19 protein-coding genes, 1 tRNA gene and 1 other RNA gene are annotated in these 19,382 nt (G+C 28.3%); 14 read left to right on the forward strand and 7 right to left on the reverse strand.

All coding sequences use genetic code 11. The features are described from left to right. Positions 1-12 precede the first annotated feature (12 nt). From BN2087_RS05670 to BN2087_RS05680, 3 genes are all read left to right on the forward strand, one after another. Positions 13-540: an NUDIX hydrolase gene (locus tag BN2087_RS05670; protein WP_049690860.1), complete on the forward strand. Its 528-nt coding sequence runs from the start codon at positions 13-15 to the stop codon at positions 538-540. A gap of 85 nt (positions 541-625) precedes the next feature. Next, positions 626-1,564: an L-lactate dehydrogenase gene (locus BN2087_RS05675; RefSeq protein ID WP_049690861.1), complete on the forward strand. Its 939-nt coding sequence runs from the start codon at positions 626-628 to the stop codon at positions 1,562-1,564. Positions 1,565-1,623: 59 nt separating this feature from the next. After that, entirely contained in the window at positions 1,624-1,929 is a 306-nt protein-coding gene (locus BN2087_RS05680; RefSeq protein ID WP_049690862.1) for a DUF4298 domain-containing protein, read from the forward strand. A gap of 38 nt (positions 1,930-1,967) precedes the next feature. Here BN2087_RS05680 and BN2087_RS05685 read toward each other — a convergent pair whose 3' ends face one another. The 3 genes from BN2087_RS05685 to BN2087_RS05695 form a co-directional block, all read right to left on the reverse strand. Continuing rightward, positions 1,968-2,705, reverse strand: coding sequence for an ECF transporter S component (locus BN2087_RS05685; RefSeq protein ID WP_049690863.1), 738 nt, complete (start codon positions 2,703-2,705; stop codon positions 1,968-1,970). A 149-nt stretch (positions 2,706-2,854) separates the two neighbouring features. After that, positions 2,855-2,930 (reverse strand) — tRNA-Lys (locus tag BN2087_RS05690). Between the two features lie 58 nt (positions 2,931-2,988). Continuing rightward, a complete protein-coding gene (locus BN2087_RS05695) occupies positions 2,989-3,885 on the reverse strand; it encodes a C39 family peptidase (RefSeq protein WP_049690864.1) in 897 nt (298 codons plus the stop codon). Positions 3,886-4,039: 154 nt separating this feature from the next. Between BN2087_RS05695 and BN2087_RS05700 the strand changes: the two genes are divergently transcribed. Beyond that, entirely contained in the window at positions 4,040-4,540 is a 501-nt protein-coding gene (locus BN2087_RS05700) for a QueT transporter family protein (RefSeq protein ID WP_049690865.1), read from the forward strand. A 48-nt stretch (positions 4,541-4,588) separates the two neighbouring features. On the opposite strand, the gene BN2087_RS05705 is transcribed toward BN2087_RS05700, so the two are convergent. The 3 genes from BN2087_RS05705 to BN2087_RS05715 all read right to left on the reverse strand — a co-directional run bounded on the left by BN2087_RS05705 (position 4,589) and on the right by BN2087_RS05715 (position 7,907). Beyond that, complete coding sequence (locus BN2087_RS05705; protein ID WP_049690866.1) at positions 4,589-5,008, reverse strand: Asp23/Gls24 family envelope stress response protein; 420 nt, start codon at positions 5,006-5,008, stop codon at positions 4,589-4,591. Positions 5,009-5,086: 78 nt separating this feature from the next. Continuing rightward, entirely contained in the window at positions 5,087-5,356 is a 270-nt protein-coding gene (locus tag BN2087_RS05710; RefSeq protein ID WP_049690867.1) for a metal-sensing transcriptional repressor, read from the reverse strand. A gap of 1 nt (position 5,357) precedes the next feature. Then, positions 5,358-7,907, reverse strand: a complete 2,550-nt coding sequence (locus tag BN2087_RS05715; protein ID WP_049690868.1) for a heavy metal translocating P-type ATPase — start codon at positions 7,905-7,907, stop codon at positions 5,358-5,360. 113 nt (positions 7,908-8,020) lie between these two features. Between BN2087_RS05715 and BN2087_RS05720 the strand changes: the two genes are divergently transcribed. Then, positions 8,021-8,287: an acylphosphatase gene (locus BN2087_RS05720; protein ID WP_049690869.1), complete on the forward strand. Its 267-nt coding sequence runs from the start codon at positions 8,021-8,023 to the stop codon at positions 8,285-8,287. A gap of 30 nt (positions 8,288-8,317) precedes the next feature. On the opposite strand, the gene BN2087_RS05725 is transcribed toward BN2087_RS05720, so the two are convergent. Beyond that, on the reverse strand, positions 8,318-8,659 hold the full coding sequence (locus tag BN2087_RS05725) for a phage holin family protein (protein WP_049690870.1): 342 nt from the start codon (positions 8,657-8,659) through the stop codon (positions 8,318-8,320). 117 nt (positions 8,660-8,776) lie between these two features. Here BN2087_RS05725 and BN2087_RS05730 point away from each other — a divergent pair, with 117 nt between their 5' ends. From BN2087_RS05730 to BN2087_RS05765, 9 genes are all read left to right on the forward strand, one after another. After that, positions 8,777-9,466, forward strand: a complete 690-nt coding sequence (locus BN2087_RS05730) for a DeoR/GlpR family DNA-binding transcription regulator (RefSeq protein ID WP_049690871.1) — start codon at positions 8,777-8,779, stop codon at positions 9,464-9,466. Further along, a complete protein-coding gene (gene pfkB / locus BN2087_RS05735) occupies positions 9,463-10,377 on the forward strand; it encodes a 1-phosphofructokinase (protein ID WP_049690872.1) in 915 nt (304 codons plus the stop codon). Before BN2087_RS05730 ends, pfkB begins: the two co-directional genes overlap by 4 nt. Positions 10,378-10,501: 124 nt before the next feature. Beyond that, complete coding sequence (locus BN2087_RS05740; protein ID WP_049690873.1) at positions 10,502-11,872, forward strand: aldehyde dehydrogenase family protein; 1,371 nt, start codon at positions 10,502-10,504, stop codon at positions 11,870-11,872. A 107-nt stretch (positions 11,873-11,979) separates the two neighbouring features. Continuing rightward, positions 11,980-13,650 (forward strand): DNA primase, encoded by a 1,671-nt coding sequence (dnaG, locus tag BN2087_RS05745; RefSeq protein WP_049690874.1) that lies wholly within the window; start codon positions 11,980-11,982, stop codon positions 13,648-13,650. A 26-nt stretch (positions 13,651-13,676) separates the two neighbouring features. Continuing rightward, the gene (gene rpoD / locus BN2087_RS05750) at positions 13,677-15,533 is read left to right on the forward strand and encodes an RNA polymerase sigma factor RpoD (protein WP_082144183.1); all 1,857 of its coding nucleotides are present in this window, start codon (positions 13,677-13,679) and stop codon (positions 15,531-15,533) included. A gap of 1 nt (position 15,534) precedes the next feature. Further along, positions 15,535-16,230, forward strand: coding sequence for a tRNA (adenine(22)-N(1))-methyltransferase (locus BN2087_RS05755; protein WP_049690875.1), 696 nt, complete (start codon positions 15,535-15,537; stop codon positions 16,228-16,230). Beyond that, entirely contained in the window at positions 16,208-16,975 is a 768-nt protein-coding gene (locus tag BN2087_RS05760) for a Nif3-like dinuclear metal center hexameric protein (protein ID WP_049690876.1), read from the forward strand. The genes BN2087_RS05755 and BN2087_RS05760 overlap by 23 nt, the downstream gene beginning before the upstream one ends. 38 nt (positions 16,976-17,013) lie before the next feature. Continuing rightward, positions 17,014-17,349, forward strand: an RNA gene (gene rnpB / locus BN2087_RS09030) — RNase P RNA component class A. 288 nt (positions 17,350-17,637) lie between these two features. Beyond that, a complete protein-coding gene (locus tag BN2087_RS05765; protein ID WP_049690877.1) occupies positions 17,638-19,338 on the forward strand; it encodes a C40 family peptidase in 1,701 nt (566 codons plus the stop codon). Positions 19,339-19,382 lie beyond the last annotated feature (44 nt).

Here is a 19,382-nt window from a genome sequence, read left to right on the forward strand (position 1 = left end):
AAGGAGAGAATAATGAAAGAATATGTAGATTTATATGATAATTTTAGGAAAAAAACTGGAGATATAATCGAAAGAAGAGATATAGTGCCAAGAGGTCTATACAGACTTATTGTTCATGTTTTAATTTTTGACAAAAAAGGAAGGCTTTTGATTCAAAAAAGAACAAAATCCAAAAGATCTTGGCCAAATTTGTGGGATTTGACAGTTTCTGGTGCAGTTTCAAGTGGAGAAAGTTCTCAAATTTCGGCTTCAAGAGAATTATTTGAGGAGCTTGGAATTAAATATGATTTTTCAAATGCTTATCCAAATATTTCAATTAATACAGGTTTTAGGATAGATGATGTTTATATAATTAGAAATAAAAATATAGATCTTAAAAAATTGAAATTACAAGAAGAGGAAGTAGCGGATGCAAAATTTGTTAGTAGAAGTGAGCTATTACAAATAATTGATGAAAAAGAATTTGTTCCTTACCAAAAAGATTATATTAATTTATTATTTTATTTGAGGGATAATTCAAATTTATTTACAAATAATTAAGAACAATTATCATTTTCTTTCTAAAAGGAGTATAATAAAAAAGAATTAGAAGTGATTTACTCGGAATTAAAACATAGGAGGAATAATGAAAGATAGTAAAATTATTTTAGTTGGCGATGGAGCTGTAGGAAGTTCTTTTGCTTATGCCTCTACAATTCTCGGTGTAGGAAGAGAATTGGGAATAATTGATATAAATGAGAAGAAGGCTGAGGGAGATGCAATGGATCTTTCCGATGTTCTTTCTTTTACAAATCCAAAACATATTTATAAAGCAGATTACAGTGATTGTAAAGATGCGGAAGTTGTTGTAATTACAGCTGGAATTCCACAAAAATCTGGGGAATCAAGGCTTGATTTAATAGAAAAAAATCTCAAAATTTTTAAAGATATGATTGAAAAAATTGTTTCAAGTGGTTTTGATGGAATATTTTTGGTTGCATCAAATCCTGTAGACATTTTAACCTATGCAACTTGGAAATATTCAAAATTTCCTGCAAATAAAGTTATAGGAACTGGAACAACTCTAGACTCATCAAGATTTAAAAAAGAAATTGCAAATTTAATAGGAATTGATCCAAGAAGTGTTGAAGCTTTTATTATGGGTGAGCATGGAGATAGCGAATTTGCAGTTTGGTCACACACAAATGTTGGTGGAATGCCTTTGTACGAATGGGTAAAAACTCACAGTGATACTGATGAAAAAGAATTGTTGGATACTTTTGAAAAGGTTAAAAATGCGGCCTACGAAATTATTGATAAAAAAGGCGCAACATTTTATGGAATCGGTATGGCTCTAACAAGGATAGTTGAAGCTATAATAAACGATCAAAATTCTGTATTTTCAACTTCATCATATCTTGATGGGGAATATGGTTTAAATGATATTTATATAGGAGTTCCTTCAGTTATAGGAAAAGATGGAATAAAATGGGTTTTGGAAGTTCCACTAACAGATACTGAAGATGAAAGAATGAAAGAAAGTGCCAAAACTTTAAAAGAAATAATTAAAAAATCTAATGTATAAATAATTTTTAAAAATGGGTATATATTTTAGGTAAAGTATCTTATAAAGGATGGAAAAATATGGCAGATATTAAAAAAATTAAAGAAATGGAAGAAATTTTAAATAAAAATTCCAAAGCCGTAGAAGAGTTTAGACAAGCTCTTGAAAAATTTAAGGAAAGTCAAAAAGATTACAAGAAACTTTCTGATTATTATTCTTCACAAGAATATATGGATGACCTTGATGAATCAAACCAAGGAAAAATTGATCCTGAAATAAGTCAAGGAATATTTTCTGAAGATTTAGTTTATGACCTACTTGGTGATAATTATTATTTGGCAGTCGATATGCTTGAACTTGCAACTGAAATAATTAAAAATAATTAATTTAAAATCCCTCAGCAAAAATTTGCTGAGGGATATTTTTATTTTCTTCTTGCTGCTTTTACTATTGCAGAAACCAAAACGATTGACATGATTCCTTCTGGAAGTCCGTTTGTAATAATTGCTCCAAAAATTGTGCTTCTTGCAGCCTCAACTGAAATTCCCAAGGCCGTTACATATTTTTCTGCATAAAATAAATATATAAAGCCCATTACAAAAAGTGTATTAGTCATTGTTCCAACAAAAGATGCTATAGCAACTGAAAGATTTGAATTTTTATTTTTAAAAGTCAAATAAAGCATAGAAATTGCAATGATTGTAATAATTATTGAAATAACTATTTGATAAATTTTTGCTTGGTGGCTTAAATTATAATAAACTAAATATAGCAAAAATCCTGTTAAAATTGTCCACAAAAATAAGGAAACTTTCCTTATTTTTTCATTACTTTTATCTTTTAAAGCCAAAAATGTTAGTCCTGCAAAAATTCCTATTAAAATTCTTGGTAAAACTGAAATTATTGGATTATAAAATACAAATGAAATTGGACCTGGTCTTAGCATTGCATTTGCTATTGAAGATAGACCAAAAATAAATCCTACAAGGCCTCCAACAATTGGTCCTTCCAAAATTGCTGCTATAATTACTGGAATGTGCATGGTCGTAATATTTATTAGGCCTAGGGGAATGTATCCCATTGGAGTCAATCCTAAAACTATAGTGATTGCACCAAGCATAGCCACAGTTACCATCTTGCGTGTTTTTTCTTTGTTATTCATGTTACCTCCTGATACGATTCTTCAAGATATCGTTCATTTTCTATAATATTATATAGGAAAAAAATTAAAATGTCTAAGATTAAAAAAACAAAAATATTTCAAATAAAAAAGCTGTTGCAAAATAATTTATTTTACAACAGCTTAAAAACTGGTGCGCCATCAGGGATTCGAACCCTGGACACCCTGATTAAGAGTCAGGTGCTCTACCAACTGAGCTAATGGCACTAACTTGCTGACTTATTAATAATACCATTTTAAAAATAATTTGTCAACAAGATTGAAATTATTTATAAATTAGCCAAAGTTTTACAATTTGATCTTGTATATCTTGATATGGCCACTCAATTTTTGAATTTTTTATAGAATTTGGATCATTAATTAAAAATTTATCATCTTTTACAGAGTCTATTACCATAATATGACCGCCGGTTGTAAAATAACCGTGTTTTACAGAAATAATTATTGGACCTTTTTTTAGAGCTTGTTTTATATCTTTTTCAGTATTTTCAATATCTTTAATTTTGACTTTATATTTATCTGCTTCAAATTCAAAAAAAGACCAATACACTCCATCTTCAGTCATATGATTTTTTGCATCTTTTGCAATTACTTTTGGATTTATTTTTTCATCATCTAAAAGCCTAGATAAAACCATTGACATGGAAGTTGGACCACAACCTGCAATTCCTATATTATCATCATCAATTAGTTTATCATAAGCCCATCTGTTGTCCCACTGAAGATAGAATGGAGTTTTTCTATGTAAATTAATTGTTTGCCCATCATAAAAATTAAAGTCATTTTTATTATTATGGCTATTGTAAACAAAATCACAAGCATCATCATCATTTCCAACTAAAACTTTTTCGCCATAAGTTAATTTATCGAAATTATCATAAATCCATTTTAATTTATTATTTCCAGAAGATTTTTCCTTAATGTATGATTTTAAATCTTTATCTTTATTGGTTTTGATTTTTGCTTGGTGATACATGTCCTTATCTATAATTGAAAGCATATTTGCCTTGGCGTTTTTATCATGATTTATATATTTTTTTGTAATAAATTCAACATCTCTTAATGTATTTGAAAAATTTTCATTTTTTATTTCACTCTTTTCCTTTGTCGAGCAAGCTGACAGTGGAAAAATTAATAATAAGATTAATATAATTTTTTTCATATTTTCACCTTTTCTTAAACTTAATTATATCAGAAAATAATGACAAATTTAAATTATTTAAAATTTTGAAACTTTATTTTTAAAAAAATTTTGTTATAATGGTAAAAGGATGTTTACTTGGGACCCATCCACAAAAAAAATCAAGGAGGTATATATGTCTAATCAAAGATATAATTTTAAGGATACAAATTTTTTAGTTAAGTCAGCTGCGATCGCAGCCCTTTATGCTGTAATTACTTTAATGTTCCCATCACTAGCATACGGGCCAATTCAATTGAGGTTTAGTGAAATACTAGTTTTATTGGTATTTTACAACAGAAGATTTATACCAGGACTTTTGTTGGGATGTTTTTTGGCTAATTTCGCATCAGATATTGCAGTATTTGATGTAATTTTTGGAACTTTTGCTTCATTTTTGGCATTTTCCCTAATTATTAGGCAAAAAAATTTATTTATAGCATCATTATTCCCAGTTTTATTTATGTTTATACCAGCTATAGGAACTTACCTTTTATTAGATTCATCAACTGCATTTATAATCATGCTTTTACAATTTATGATGAGTGAATTTATAGTTGTATCTATAATTGGTGTTATAATTTTTAAAATTTTAGAAAAAAATACTGGACTAATGGAAATGATTAAAAATTTCTAAAAATAATAAAAAAAAAGAGTGCATTTTGCACTCTTTTAAATTTTAAATTTATTCTTCATCTTTATTTTTTGAATTTTTTTCTTCAAATTCTTCTTTTGTTAAAACATCAACTATTTCAGCTTTAACAGCTTGTACGTTTATACCTGTAAGTGTATAAACTTCTTTTTTGATATTTCTATCTAATGAAGCAAATACTTCTTGAGCTTTTTTACCATATTCAAGAATAATTTTTGTATTTACTACTGCGTTTTTAGCGTCATCAACGTCAATTGAGATTCCTGAAGTATTTTCACCGTCTGTAAAATTATCAGCTATTGATGAAAATACATTTTTTTTCAATTCTAAAACACCGTCAGTTTTTACCAAAACTTTTTTTGCAATTTTTGCAATTACATTATCATTAATTGTATATTCACTTACTTCATTAGCATATTCAGCTTGAACGTCTTTGTTTTCAATTTTATCCATAATTTTCTCCTTTAAATTTTTTAGTATTAAATACTTCCTACTTTACATTGTTACCCCAAAAATTGTTAAACAAACATCTTATTTGGATAATTTTTTTATAATTTTTTCAATCTCTTCAATTTTTTCAATTCCATCTTCGTTTTTTTCATCAAGGGCATGGTAGACACAATGTTCAAGATGGGAGGAGAGTACGTCTGAATTTATATTTTTTAAAATTGAAATTGATGCCATTAATTGATTTGATATATCTATACAATACCTATCATCTTCAACCATTTTAATTAAACCGTCAATTTGTCCTCTAACAGTTTTTAATTTTCTTAATGTTTTATCTTTATCAGCCTGCATTTTATTTGTACTCTATACCTACAAACTCATATCCTGCATCATTGATTTTTTCTTTTATTTCTTCTTCGTCAATTGCTCCAAAAAATTCAACATTTGCAAGTTTTTCATCTAAATCTACTTCTGCATTTTCAATTCCTGCAATACTTTTTAAAACTTCCTCTACACGATTTTTGCAGTGGTTACAAGACATATTATTTACTCTTACTATCATTTTGTTTAGTTCGCTCATTTTTTTCTCCTTATTATTTTTATTTTTTTCTTCTTCTAAAATTTCTTTTATTTTTTCTTCATTTTCAAAATCAGCCTTAAATCCTCTAAGTCTTAAAGAATTCAAACAAACAAATACTGATGATAAACTCATGGCAAAGGCACCAAACATTGGTGAAAGTTTCAATCCGAAAGTTGGATACAATAAACCAGCAGCAAGGGGAATTCCAATAATATTATAGAAAAAGGCCCAAAATAGATTTTCTTTTATTGTTTTTATGGTTGCTTTTGAAAGTTTTATGGCTGAAACAATATCCAGGATATTATTTTTTATTAAAATCACATCAGCTGATTCAATTGCAACATCAGTTCCATTTCCAATCGCCATAGAAACATCACTTCTTGCAAGGGCTGGTGCATCATTAATTCCATCTCCAACCATCAATACTTTTTTACCCTGATTTTGAAGTTTTTTAACTTCTTTTTCCTTATCTTGGGGCAAAACTTCTGCATATTTTTCGTCAATGTTTAAGGATTTTCTTATAGCTTCAGCGGTTTTTTCATTATCGCCTGTAATCATCCTAACTTCATAGCCCATTTTTTTCATCTCATCAATTGCAATTTTTGATAAAGATTTTGGCCTATCTTGAACGGCAACAATTCCTATTACATTTTTTTCATCAGAAAAGTACATGGAAGTTTTTCCCTCATTTGAAAATTTATCAGCGATTTTTTCATAAGAATTTAAATTTATATTTTGATCTTTCATTAAAGAAATATTTCCACCAAAATAAATTTTATTTTTATATTTTGCCTTAATTCCCTTGCCGGAAATTGATTCAAATTCTTCAATTTTTTCTGTCCCAATATTTTTTTCTTTTGCATATTCATTTATTGCATTTGATAGGGGATGTTCGCTATTATTTTCAATTGAGCTTATTATTTTTATAAATTCATTTTCATCTATTTCAGTTTTAAAATCTGTAACTTGTGGTTTTCCTTCAGTAATTGTTCCAGTTTTATCAAGTAAAATTGTATCAACCTTGTGAAGATTTTCTAGACTTTCAGCGTTTTTAAATAAAAGTCCAAATTGAGCACTTTTCCCAGTTGAAACCATTATTGCCATAGGAGTAGCAAGTCCTAAAGCACAAGGACAAGAAATTACCAAAACTGAAATTGCAAGGTTTAATGAAAATTCAAATCCATATCCTAAAAACATCCAAGTAATAAATGTTAAAATAGAAATTATTATTACAGCTGGAACAAAAACTGCAGAAATTTTATCAGCAAGTTTTGCTATTGGAGCCTTTGTTTCGTTGGCATCATTTACAAGTTCAATTATTTTTGAAAGAGTTGTATCTTCACCAACTTTTGTAGCTTCAAAAACAAAAGATCCTTGCTTGTTAATAGTTGCAGAAATTACTTCATCACCAATATTTTTATTTACCGGCATTGATTCGCCTGTTATGGCAGATTCATCTACAAGAGATGAGCCTTCTTTAATTATTCCATCAACTGCTATTGATTCACCAGGACGAACTAAAATCAAATCTCCTTTTTTTAAATCTTCTACCAAAACTTCAACTTCCTTGTCATCTTTTAAAACTCTTGCTTTTTTTGGAGCAAGATCCATCAAAGATTCCAAGGATTTTTTTGTTTGACCCTTAGATCTTTTTTCAAAATATTTGCCAAGAGTAATTAAAGTCAAAATCATAGCTGCAGATTCAAAATATAAATTATTCCTATAACTTTCAACTATTTCAAATTCACCAAAGCCAAGTCCATAAGCCATTCTCATTATGGCAAAAATTCCATAAACAAGTCCTGCAAAAGAACCAAGCCCAACCAAAGTATCCATATTTGGAGCCTTGTTAATTAGTCCCTTGAAACCTGAAATATAAAAAATCCTATTTACAAAAATAATTGGAAGAGCCAATAAAAATTGACTAAAAGCAAAATTTACGCTGCCCTCACTTCCCATTAAAAATTTTGGAAGGGGAAGAGAAATCATGTGTCCCATAGAAATATACATCAACGGAACCATAAATAGAAAAGAAATAATTAATCTATCTTTAACTTCTTTTTCTTCATTAAAATGATTATTTTTTTCAATATTTTTTGAATTATCACTTTTTATATTTTTTGGACTAGCTCCGTAGCCGATTTTTTCGACGGCTTTTATAATATCATCTTCAGAAATTTTCTCCTTGTCATAGGAAACATTCATAGTTTCTGAAACAAGATTTACACTTACATCGACAACACCTAATTTTCTTACAGCTTTTTCTACGTTTGCTTGGCAAGATGCACAAGTCATTCCAGTAACATCAAAGCGTTCTTTCATTTTACCTCCTAACTAACACCCTGTGGGGGTATCTATTTTTATTATATTGCTAAATTAATTTTTGTAAAGAAAAAATATTTTTTTATGGGTAAAAAATTAATAAGGAGAAAAAAATGAAAAGATATAATATGATTTTTAAAGGAAGAGTTCAAGGAGTTGGTTTCAGATACAAATCCTACATGATTGCAAATGAACTTGGACTTACGGGAGATGTTTATAATTTATATGACGGTGATGTCGAAGTAAATGTTCAAGGAAATCAAGAAAAAATAGATATTTTTTTGGATAGGCTGGCTCACGACAGGTTTATTAGAATTGACGATATAAAAATAAAAGAAAAAGAATTAAAAAATGATGAAAAAGAATTTAAACTTTCATAAAAAAATAAGGACGCTTGAAAAACAAGGTCCTTATTTTTTTTGAAACAAATCTTCTATTACAGGATTTATAATTGCAAGAATTATTGATGCAAAAATTGCAGTAGAAAATGAATCAATCATAGCTCCACTTGATAAGTTGAAGGCTGTTTGTAAAACTATTGCATTCACAATAAAAGAAAATAATCCTAAAGTTATAATAGTTAAGGGAAGTGACAATAGTTTTAAAATTGGTTTTATAATTGCATTAACAAATACTAAAAGTAAAGCAGTAATAATTATAGCTTTATTTTCTGTAAATGATATTCCTGAAAACAAAATATCAAGTATATAAAGACTAATAGCATTTACTAGCCATTGAATTAGTAATTTCATTATTTTTCTCCTTTATTTTTTTATAGATTTTACAATAAAAATAATTAAATTCAAATTTTGATAGAAAATGAATGAAAATGATTGACTTTGGTTGAAGCTGCATTATAATATTAGCAAATGATATTTGAAAAAAGAATTGAAATTATTTTAAACATTTTAAAAAAACAAAGGCAAGTTTCTAATAAGTATTTAATAACAAATCTTAATGTTAGCGAATCTACTTTGAGAAGAGATTTAGATTATCTCGAAAAAAGGGGTGATATTAAAAGAGTTCATGGTGGAGCAGTACTTGCAAATATTGAGTTTGAAGAAAAATCTTATGATAAAAACGTTGTGTCAAATATTGAAAGTAAAATAAAAATCGCTCAAAAAGCTTCAAAAGAAATTTTTAATAGTAAATATATTTATTTGGACGCAGGTACCACTGTAAATCAAATTATAGATTATTTACCAAAAGATTCTGTTGTAATAACAAATGGAATTATGCATTTAGAAAAACTCGCAAAAAATAATATCAAAACAATTTTTCTAGGCGGAAATATTAAAAACAAAACAAATGCAGTAATCGGTGAGCAAGCTTTGGAAAATTTATTAAAGTATAATTTCGACTTATGTTTCATCGGAGCAAATGGTTATTGTGATGGAGAATTTACAACTCACGATCCAGACGAAGCAATAATCAAAAATACTGCGATAAAAAGATCGAAAAGATCAATAATGTTAATAGATAAATCAAAATTTGGAAAAGTTTATTTTTCTAAAATATGTGACATAGAAGATGTAGATTTAATAAGGGAGGATTCATGATTTATACGCTAACTTTAAATCCATCTATTGATTATGTTCTAAGAATTTATAAGTTTGATGATGGACAAACTATAAGAAGTAAAAGTGAAGAAAAATATCCTGGTGGAAAGGGAATCATGGTTTCCAAACTTTTAAAAAATCTTGGAGAAAATTCTGTAAATATTGGTTTTTTGGGTGGTTTTACAGGTGAATTTATTAAAAATAAATTAGAAAATTTAGGAATTGATGAAGAATTTACAAAAATTTCTGATGACTCTAGAATAAATGTAAAACTAAAATATGAAAAAGAAACCGAGATTAATGCTCAAGGACCTGAGATTAAAGAAGAAGAGATTGAAGATTTTTTAAATTATTTGGATAATCTAGAAGAAGATGATTTTGTAATAATCTCAGGCTCAATTCCAAAATCCTTGGGAGATGATTTTTACAGGGTTATTGTGAATTTGCTTGAAATGGAGAATGTTAGATTTGCCCTTGATACATCTGGCAAAAAATTATTTAATCTTTCATCTTACAAACCATTTTTGGTAAAGCCGAACAGGGATGAACTTAGTGAAATTTTTGAAGATGAAATTGATAGTGACGAAAAAATTGTGAAATATGCAAGAAAATTAATTGACCAAGGAGCAGAAAATGTAATTGTTTCTCTTGGAAAAGATGGGTCAATCTTTATCGATAACAGTATTGCATATAAGGCAAAACCAATTGAAGGAAAATTAATTAATTCTGTAGGAAGCGGAGATAGCATGGTTGCTGGATATATTTATGGATATATGAAAGGACTTTCAAAACTTGATTCATATAAACTTGCAATTGCTTGTGGAAGTGCAACAGCCTTTAGTCCAGATATTGCAGAAAAAGAATTGATTTATAAAATACTCGAGAAAGTTGAAGTTGAAGAATGGAAATAAAAGATTTATTAAAAAGAAAATTATAAATCAATAAACTTAATTTTAAAATATTCACCAGCTTAATTTTAAGTTGGTGTTTTTTAATTGGGAAAAATTGGGTATAGGAAGAAAAAGAGAGGTAAATATGAAAACATTAGGAAAAGTTATTGAAGAGCAAAAAATATTTTTTAATACGGGCTTAACTAATACTGAAGATTTTAGAAAAAAAGCCTTAATAAATTTAAAAAATTCTATAAACAAAAATAAGAATGAAATTTTACATGCCTTAAAAATGGATTTAAATAAATCAGCAACAGAAGCTTATTTTTCTGAAATTGCAGGTGCTCACTCAGAAATTGATTTTGCTTTAAAAAATTTATCTAATTGGATGAAAGATAAAAGAGAGATTACAAATATGGAAGCTATGCCTGGAAAATCTTTTACAAGATATGAACCTTTGGGTATAACTCTTGTGATTTCTCCTTGGAATTATCCGTTTTTACTTGCGATTGATCCAATAATTAATGCAATAGCAAGTGGAAATACAGTAATTTTAAAAACTTCAAGAAAGGCAGCCTACACATCAAAAATTATTAAAAAAATTTTGGATAATAATTTTGATAGGTCTTTTATTTATTGCGTTGATAACGAAAAAATAAGTCATGACGAGCTTTTATCTTACAAGTATGACCATATATTTTTCACAGGATCTTCAAAAGTTGGAAGAATTATAATGAAAAAAGCAAGTGAAAATTTGACCAAAGTTACACTTGAACTTGGTGGCAAATCTCCTTGTATTGTTGATGAGAGTGCGAATTTAAAATTTGCTGCAAAAAGAATTATTTGGGGAAAACTTTTAAATAGCGGTCAAACTTGTGTGGCTCCAGATTATTTATTGGTTCACAAGGATGTGAAAAATGAACTTTTAAGGCTAATGAAGCAAGCTATATATGAATTTTTTGGAGATAGGGCTTTAGAAAATCCTGATTATCCAAGAATAATTGACAAAAAAGCTTTAGATAGGCTTGTTTATTTGATGGAAGGACAAGATATTTATACTGGAGGACTTTATAATTCAAAAACTTTAAAAATCGAACCAACCATAATAAATAATGTAAATTTTTCAAATAAAATTATGGAGGAGGAAATTTTTGGACCAATTCTTCCAGTAATCGAATACGAAGATATTTTTGAAATAATTAAAAAATTACAAAAAATGGATAAACCTCTTTCAATGTATATTTTTAGTGAAGATCAAGACCATATTGATAGACTTACTTATGATTTATCATCTGGTGGAGTATGTATTAATGATACAATAATGCATTTAACAAACCCAAATCTAGAATTTGGAGGAGTTGGAGAAAGTGGAATGGGAGGATATCATGGTAAATTTGGCTTTATGAATTTTTCAAATAGAAAATCTATAATGATTAGGTCAAATAATATCGATATAAAAATAAAATATCCACCATATTCAAAAGGCCAAGAAAAAATAATTAAAAAAATTTTTTAAATGAGAATCCTAATTTATTAGGATTTTTATTTTTTTGCTTTTTATTTTAATTTATTGAAGAAAAATTTTACAAAAGTATAATAGGGTTTATATCAAGGGGTGGTTTAATGGTGTTTATATCTGATGAGAAAAAAAATCAAATTTTAGAAAATTCAGATATTGTGGCAATTATTGGTGATTATGTAGATTTAAAAAAATCTGGTAACTCCTATAAGGGGTTGTGTCCTTTTCACAACGAAAAGACACCATCTTTTACAGTTGATGACAAGAAACAATTATTTCATTGCTTCGGTTGTGGCGAAGGCGGTGATGTTGTTTCTTTTATTATGCACAAAGAAGGACTTTCCTATATTGATGCCATGAAATATTTGGCAAACAAGGCCGGCATAAAACTTGATGATTCAAAATCTTCAAAGGAAAATAAAATTTTAAATAGGTATTTTGATATTAACAAAGATATTATGATGTATTTTTACAAAAATTTATTGACTGATAAGGCTGGACAAATTTATTTGAAAAATAGGGGCTTTAGGTCAAATATTGTAAATACCTTTATGTTGGGTTTTGCTAAAAATTCTTGGGATGACTTATTAAATTATGTAAAAAAGAAAGATTATCTGCTGGATGATATTGAAAATTTGGGCTTAATTAAAAAATCTCAAAACGGAAAATATTATGATAAGTATAGAAATAGGTTGATTTTTCCAATTATAAATCACTATGGAAAAGTGATTGGCTTTGGTGGAAGAAGTATAGATTCAACCATGCCAAAATATTTAAATTCACCAGAAAGTCAAGTTTTTAAAAAAAGATATAACCTTTACGGTTTAAATATTTTTAAAAAACAGGCAAGTAAGGATATTATTTTGGTTGAAGGTTATATGGATGTAATTGGTTTAAACAATCAAGGAATTGACCAAGCTGTTGCAAGCCTTGGAACAAGTCTTACAAATGATCAGGCAAAACTTTTGAAAAGATATGCCAAAAATGTTTATATTTGCTATGACGAGGACAATGCAGGAATTAAAGCAACTGATAGGGCAATCGAAATACTTTTAGATGAAGGTATAAAACCAAATATTATTTCTCTAGAAAAGGGCCTTGATCCTGACGATTTTGTAAAAAAATATGGAAGAGATGCCTTTTTAAAAAAGATGGATGTGGCTAGTGATGTTTATAATTACAAGTACAATAAAATTCTGGACTTGTATGCAAAAAGTAAGGATAATGAGAAATTTGAAAAATTAAATTTATTTATCGAATTTTTGGCATCAATCAAGTCAGATCTTACTAGAGAAATTTTCATAAATAATGTAAGCAAACTGTTTGATATAGATAAAGCTACTTTAAAAGAATCTGTCTTAAAGTATAATGATAACTACAAAAAGACTCATAAAAATAATAAAGAAAATTTTTCTAATGATAATAATTTTAAAAATTACAACCAAAAACAAAAAATAATTGTCGAAAGAAAAAATTATGAAATTCCAATTAATGAACTTGAAACTTTAAGATTGTATTTAAATCAAAGAGATGATTATAAGGAATTTGAAGATTTTTTCGATCAAGTATTGGTTGATGATAGATTAAAAAAAATAAAAGCATATATTGATAAAAATGGATTTGATAGGATAAGTGAAAATTTTTCAAATGATTATCAATTTATAATAGATTATATTAAAACTAAGTCAAATAAAATATTAGCTTATGAATTGAAAGAAAAAATCAATCTAGAAAATAGAAGAAAACTTTTGGAAAAGTTGAAAAATAGAGACTAATCACTTCAAAGCTGGAGGGGAGACTTATGACAAGTGATAACGAGAAAATGCTAGAGGATGATCTTCTTAGAGAAATTATAGATGAATTTAAATCTATAAGTGAATCTCAAGACGGTGTTGTAACATACAAACAAGTTTACACCTTTGAGAGTTTTAAAGAAATGGAAGATGAAAGCAAAAAATATGTTATAGGCCAAATTATATCCAATGGAATAGAGATTGTTGAAGAACAAAGAACTGTCTTAGACGAAGACGAAGAAGTAGAAATAGATGAAGATGAAGATATATTAGATGATATAGAAGATGAGGACGAAGATTTTTCTGACGAAAAACTTGAAGATCACATGAAAAAGGTCTATCATAAGCAAAAGTTAGAAAAAAAACTTATTCAAGATGATACAATTACTGGTTTAAAATTAGATGATCCAGTAAAAATGTATTTAAAAGAAATTGGTAAGGTTAAGCTTTTGGATGCTCATGAAGAAATATTTTTGGCAAAAAAAATGGAGTTAGGTGATATTGCTTTTAGGAGTAAAAGCGGCAAAAAACTTACCAAACAAAACAAAATAAAACTAGCTTTGGATATTTTTTATGGCGATGTTTCCCTAACTATACTTGGAGCAAATCAGTTAATTTTGGATAATAAAGAATTTGATGAGGAAACAAAAACAAATCTTAAGTCTTTAATAGAAATTGGTCATCAATTTGAAAATATGTTAAATCAAGAATTAACAGAAGATCAATTAGAGGCTATAAGATCTAAAATTTTAATTTGTAATATAGCTCAAAAATCTATAGCTGATAAAGAATTAAGCGAAAAAGAAGCAAATATTTTGTGTGATTTGTTTGATAATTTTGGAAACTTGGTTGCAACAAAAGAATCTGATGATATTGTATCATTAATTTATTTGGCCTTTTCAGACCTTTACAAAAAGGGTGCAGAAAATGAAATTTTAAAAACCAATGACAAATTATTAATAAATGATTTAATTAATTTTTCAAATAAGGCAAAACAAGTTTATGATTACAAGGCTTTATCAGAAACAAGCATAAAAGATTTGGAAAGATTTGCAAAAACAAAAAATCTTTGCAATAAAATTTTTGAAGATCATGGATTTGATGCAGATGATATAAAAAGATTAAATAGGGCAATTTTTGATGCAAATAGGGCAAAACAAAAATTGGCTGAAACAAACTTAAGACTTGTTGTATCAATTGCAAAAAAATATGTGGGTCGTGGCATGAGCTTTTTGGATTTGATCCAAGAAGGAAATATGGGCTTGATGAAAGCTGTAGACAAGTACGACTATAATAGAGGATTTAAATTTTCAACCTATGCAACTTGGTGGATAAGACAAGCTATAACAAGAGCAATCGCCGACCAAGCAAGAACAATAAGAATTCCTGTTCACATGGTTGAAACTATAAATAAATTAGTTAGAATTCAAAGACAATTAGTTCAAGATTTAGGACGAGATCCATCAAATGAAGAAATTGCTGAGCAAATGGGAATTGAAGTTGAAAAGGTTCAAGAAATCAGAAAAATTGCCCAAGAACCAGTAAGCTTGGAAACACCAATTGGGGAAGAAGAAGATAGCCATTTGGGAGATTTCATTGAAGATGATACAGCAATAAATCCAGATGATGCAGCAAACTATTCAATGCTTAGAGACCAATTAAATGATGTTTTATCATGTCTTGGAGCAAGAGAGAAAAGAGTTTTACAATTAAGATTTGGTCTAATTGATGGAACTCCAAGAACTCTTGAAGAAGTTGGAAAAGAATTTGATGTAACACGTGAAAGAATTAGACAAATAGAAGCAAAGGCGTTAAGAAAATTAAAATCGCCAAATAAGAGTGAATTATTGAAAGACTTTTTATAAAATGAAGATTACTAAAAGATTAGAAAAAATTGCAAATCTAGTCGAAGAAGGTAAAAGCGTAATTGATATAGGGACTGATCATGGATTGGTCCCTTTATATTTAGCAAAAAATGAAATTTCTAACGATATACTAGCAACGGATATTTCAAAAAAAAGCCTTCAAAAACTAGAAGACAAATTAGATGAAAATTTAAAAAAAATAATAAGAACAAAAGTTTGTGATGGCCTATATAAGGTAGAAGTAAAAGAAAATCAAATTGCAATAATTGCAGGCATGGGTGCTGTTACAATACTTGAAATTTTAAATAAAAATATTGAAAAAGTAAGAAAACTTGATTATGTAATTTGTGAAGGAAATATAGGCAATGAAAAATTAAGAAAATTTTTAAATGAAAATAATTTTTATATAGATAAAGATTTTCTTATTAAAGATGGTAGAAAGCACTACGATATAATAAGGTTTAAAAATGGAAAAGATAGGAAATTGTCCCTAGGTGAAATTTATTTTGGAAAATTTATATACCAAGATTTTAACCCATTATTAAAGAAGAGACTGGAGCAAATTTATAGGAAAAATTTAAAATTTAAGGAAAATATAGAAAAATTCTCAGAAAATAAAGAAGGACTTGACCTAATTGAAGAAAGAATAAAAGCTATAGAAGAGGTGAAAAATTATGAAGATAAAAGATATAATTAATTTTTTAGAAAAAAAATTTCCTTTAGACTTACAAGAAGATTGGGATAATTCTGGGCTTCAAATTGGAAATATTGAAAATGACCTTAAAAATATCATGATCTCATTGGATCTTGATGATCAAACAATTGAAAAAGCCAAGAAAAAATCATGTAATTTAATAATAAACCACCATCCTCTTTTGTTTTCACCAATAAAATCCTTAGATTTTAGAAAAGACTACAGCAAAAAAATAGAAAAATTAATAAAAAATGATATATGTGTCTATGCTATGCACACAAATTTAGACATTGGAGAAGGTGGAGTTAATGATAATCTAGCTAAAATATTAGAGCTTAAAAAAATTTCTAATCTTGATACAGAAAATGAAAAACCAATGGCTAGATTTGGTTTTGTTGATGAAATATCTTCAGCTGATTTTGCAGAATTTGTAAAAGAAAAATTAAAGTGCAAGGGTCTAATACTTTATGGAAATAAAGATAAAAAAATTAAAAAAGTTGCACTTTGTGGCGGAGCTGGGAGTGAGTTTATTAAAGATGCAATAGATAAAAAGTGCGATTTAATTCTTACAAGTGATGTTAAATATCATGAGGCCTTGGATAATTACAAAGACATAAATATTATAGATCCAGGACACTTTGCAAGCGAAAATCATGTGATTTATATGATTAAAGATTTATTAGAAAATAATTTTGCAACAGGAATTTACACATATTCACAAGAAGATTTTTTTAGGGAATTTTTCTAAATCTTTACAAAATAAAAAAAAGTGATAAAATATCTAATGGAGTAAATTGAATAATCGCGTCAAGTACGAGGAAAGTCCGTGCACCACAGAGTAAGGATGCTAGATAACGTCTAGTAAGGGTGACCTTCAGGCAAGTGCAAAAGAAAGTATACCGCCAAAATTTTTTGGTAAGGGTGGAACGGTGAGGTAAGAGCTCACCAGATAATTAGTGATAATTATGCTGTGTAAACCCCATCCGGTGCAAGAACAAAAGGGACATTAGGTTTTCTACTCGAAACGGTCCAGTATGGTAGTTCGCTTGAGCTAATTGGTGACAATTAGCCTAGATAGATGATTATTTTTAACAGAACACGGCTTACAGATTTACTCTTAATTTTTAAATTTAGCTATCCATTTATTTGGATAGTTTTTTTTTATTTTTTTAAAAAATAAAATTGTAACAATTCATAAAAAAAATTAAAATAAGTTACTAAAATAAATTTAATTATGTAAATATTTATATAAATTGGGTTTGTACAAGTGTTTTCATAAATTAATATAAAAAAAATGGATAAAAAGTGTAAATTTTTTGTAACTTATTATTGACTATTTTGTCAAAAAGATATATCATTATTTTAGATTTCATAACAGAGTAGAAAAATATATTTTGACGGAGGAAGAAGATGAGTAAGAAAAATATTGGATCGACTATAGGAGTATTAGCTGCAGTAACAATTGGCGCGACAGCTTATGCTTCAACGATTAATAATTTAGATAAAGAAGATCAATCAAAGAAAGTATTAGATAATAATGTTTCTTTTATTGAAAAAGAATATGCGTCAAAAGTTAAATCTGTAAAAAAAGATTATTCTAATGAAGTTAAAAATACAAAATTTGCAGAAAAAGCTGAAAACAATGAAGATGCTAAATTATCAAAAGTTAGAAATTTAGCTGATCCATCTATAATAGAATCATCTAGTGAAGATGCTATAGTTGAAGCTGTAGATAAAAAAATTGAAGAAAATAAAGCTGAAGACAATAAGGAAGAAAATACAGTAAGTCAAGTTTTAGAAGAAAGCTCAATAATTGAAAAATTTGTAGCTGTAGATTCATTAAATCTTAGATCTTCTAAATCTGATCAAGAAAATAACGTAATAGATGTATTAAGCAAAAATAATAAAGTTAAAGGTATAGTTGAAGATGGTTGGTTAAAAACTGATAATGGATACATAAAATTAGACTTTTTATCTGATCAAGCCGTAGAAGTTACTGAAGTTGAACAAGCTAGCACTGAAGATGTTCTTGCCCAAGAAGAAGCTAAAAAAGCTGAAGAAGCAAAAGCTCAAGAAGAGGCTAAAAGAGCTGAAGAAGCAAAGGCTCAAGAAGAAGCTAAAAAAGCTGAAGAAGCAAAGGCTCAAAAAGAAGCTGAAAATCAAATGGCACAAGCAACAAGTTTTACAGGTTGGGTAAATGTTAATGCTCTTAATTTAAGAAGCAATGCAAATACAAATTCTAGTATACTTGGCGCATTTACTAAGGGTGATAAAGTATCAGGAACACTTGAAAATGGTTGGTTAAAAGTTAACCACAATGGACAAGTAGCATACATTTCAGCTGATTATCTTTCAAATACAGAAGTTAAAAAACCTGTAGTTGAAAATAAACAAGAAACAAAAACTCAAAATAATCAACAAGCTCCAGCACCTGCAAAAAAAGAAAATACAGTTCAATCTCAAGCATACACTGGTTGGGTTAATACTGCTGCATTGAATGTAAGAGCAGGAGCATCAACTTCAAACAATATAATTGGAAATTATACAATGGGTGATAAAGTTAGCGGACAATTAGCTAACGGTTGGTTAAAAGTAAATTACAATGGACAAACAGGATACGTAAGTGCAAACTTATTATCAAATACTGAAGTATCAAAACCACAACAAGTTGTACAAAATACTACACAAACTAGAAATGTACAAGCTCAACAAGCATCTGTTCAACAAGCCCCACAAGTATCAGCAAGTGGACAAGCTGTAGCAAATATAGCTTCATCATTAGTCGGAAATCCTTACGTTTGGGGTGGAACCGCACCTGGTGGATTTGATTGTTCTGGATTAGTTCAATACGTTTATAAACAAGTTGGAGTTAATATTGCTAGAACAACTTCTGGACAAGCTGGAAATGGATATGCAGTAAGTCTAGGAAATCTTCAAGCGGGAGATATTTTGTTATTCTCATACAATGGTGGAGTAGATCACGTAGGTATAGTAACAGATTCTAGTGGAAATTTTGTTCACGCATCAACACCAAGCACAGGGGTTTGTACAGGTAATGTATATGATCCTTGGTATAAAGCAGTTAATGTTGGAGTAAGAAGAATATTTTAATTAAAAAATGAAAAAAACACCCTGAGGGGTGTTTTTTAGGTGGG

It is taken from the genome of Anaerococcus jeddahensis (assembly GCF_001182725.1).
GTDB classification, from domain to species: domain Bacteria; phylum Bacillota; class Clostridia; order Tissierellales; family Peptoniphilaceae; genus Anaerococcus; species Anaerococcus jeddahensis.

Coding starts and splice junctions, on each gene's coding strand:
- BN2087_RS05670 (WP_049690860.1), top strand. CDS start 13: ATGAAAGAATATGTAGATTTATATGATAATTTTAGGAAAAAAACTGGA.
- BN2087_RS05675 (WP_049690861.1), top strand. CDS start 626: ATGAAAGATAGTAAAATTATTTTAGTTGGCGATGGAGCTGTAGGAAGT.
- BN2087_RS05680 (WP_049690862.1), top strand. CDS start 1,624: ATGGCAGATATTAAAAAAATTAAAGAAATGGAAGAAATTTTAAATAAA.
- BN2087_RS05685 (WP_049690863.1), bottom strand. CDS start 2,705: ATGAATAACAAAGAAAAAACACGCAAGATGGTAACTGTGGCTATGCTT.
- BN2087_RS05695 (WP_049690864.1), bottom strand. CDS start 3,885: ATGAAAAAAATTATATTAATCTTATTATTAATTTTTCCACTGTCAGCT.
- BN2087_RS05700 (WP_049690865.1), top strand. CDS start 4,040: ATGTCTAATCAAAGATATAATTTTAAGGATACAAATTTTTTAGTTAAG.
- BN2087_RS05705 (WP_049690866.1), bottom strand. CDS start 5,008: ATGGATAAAATTGAAAACAAAGACGTTCAAGCTGAATATGCTAATGAA.
- BN2087_RS05710 (WP_049690867.1), bottom strand. CDS start 5,356: ATGCAGGCTGATAAAGATAAAACATTAAGAAAATTAAAAACTGTTAGA.
- BN2087_RS05715 (WP_049690868.1), bottom strand. CDS start 7,907: ATGAAAGAACGCTTTGATGTTACTGGAATGACTTGTGCATCTTGCCAA.
- BN2087_RS05720 (WP_049690869.1), top strand. CDS start 8,021: ATGAAAAGATATAATATGATTTTTAAAGGAAGAGTTCAAGGAGTTGGT.
- BN2087_RS05725 (WP_049690870.1), bottom strand. CDS start 8,659: ATGAAATTACTAATTCAATGGCTAGTAAATGCTATTAGTCTTTATATA.
- BN2087_RS05730 (WP_049690871.1), top strand. CDS start 8,777: ATGATATTTGAAAAAAGAATTGAAATTATTTTAAACATTTTAAAAAAA.
- pfkB (WP_049690872.1), top strand. CDS start 9,463: ATGATTTATACGCTAACTTTAAATCCATCTATTGATTATGTTCTAAGA.
- BN2087_RS05740 (WP_049690873.1), top strand. CDS start 10,502: ATGAAAACATTAGGAAAAGTTATTGAAGAGCAAAAAATATTTTTTAAT.
- dnaG (WP_049690874.1), top strand. CDS start 11,980: ATGGTGTTTATATCTGATGAGAAAAAAAATCAAATTTTAGAAAATTCA.
- rpoD (WP_082144183.1), top strand. CDS start 13,677: ATGACAAGTGATAACGAGAAAATGCTAGAGGATGATCTTCTTAGAGAA.
- BN2087_RS05755 (WP_049690875.1), top strand. CDS start 15,535: ATGAAGATTACTAAAAGATTAGAAAAAATTGCAAATCTAGTCGAAGAA.
- BN2087_RS05760 (WP_049690876.1), top strand. CDS start 16,208: ATGAAGATAAAAGATATAATTAATTTTTTAGAAAAAAAATTTCCTTTA.
- BN2087_RS05765 (WP_049690877.1), top strand. CDS start 17,638: ATGAGTAAGAAAAATATTGGATCGACTATAGGAGTATTAGCTGCAGTA.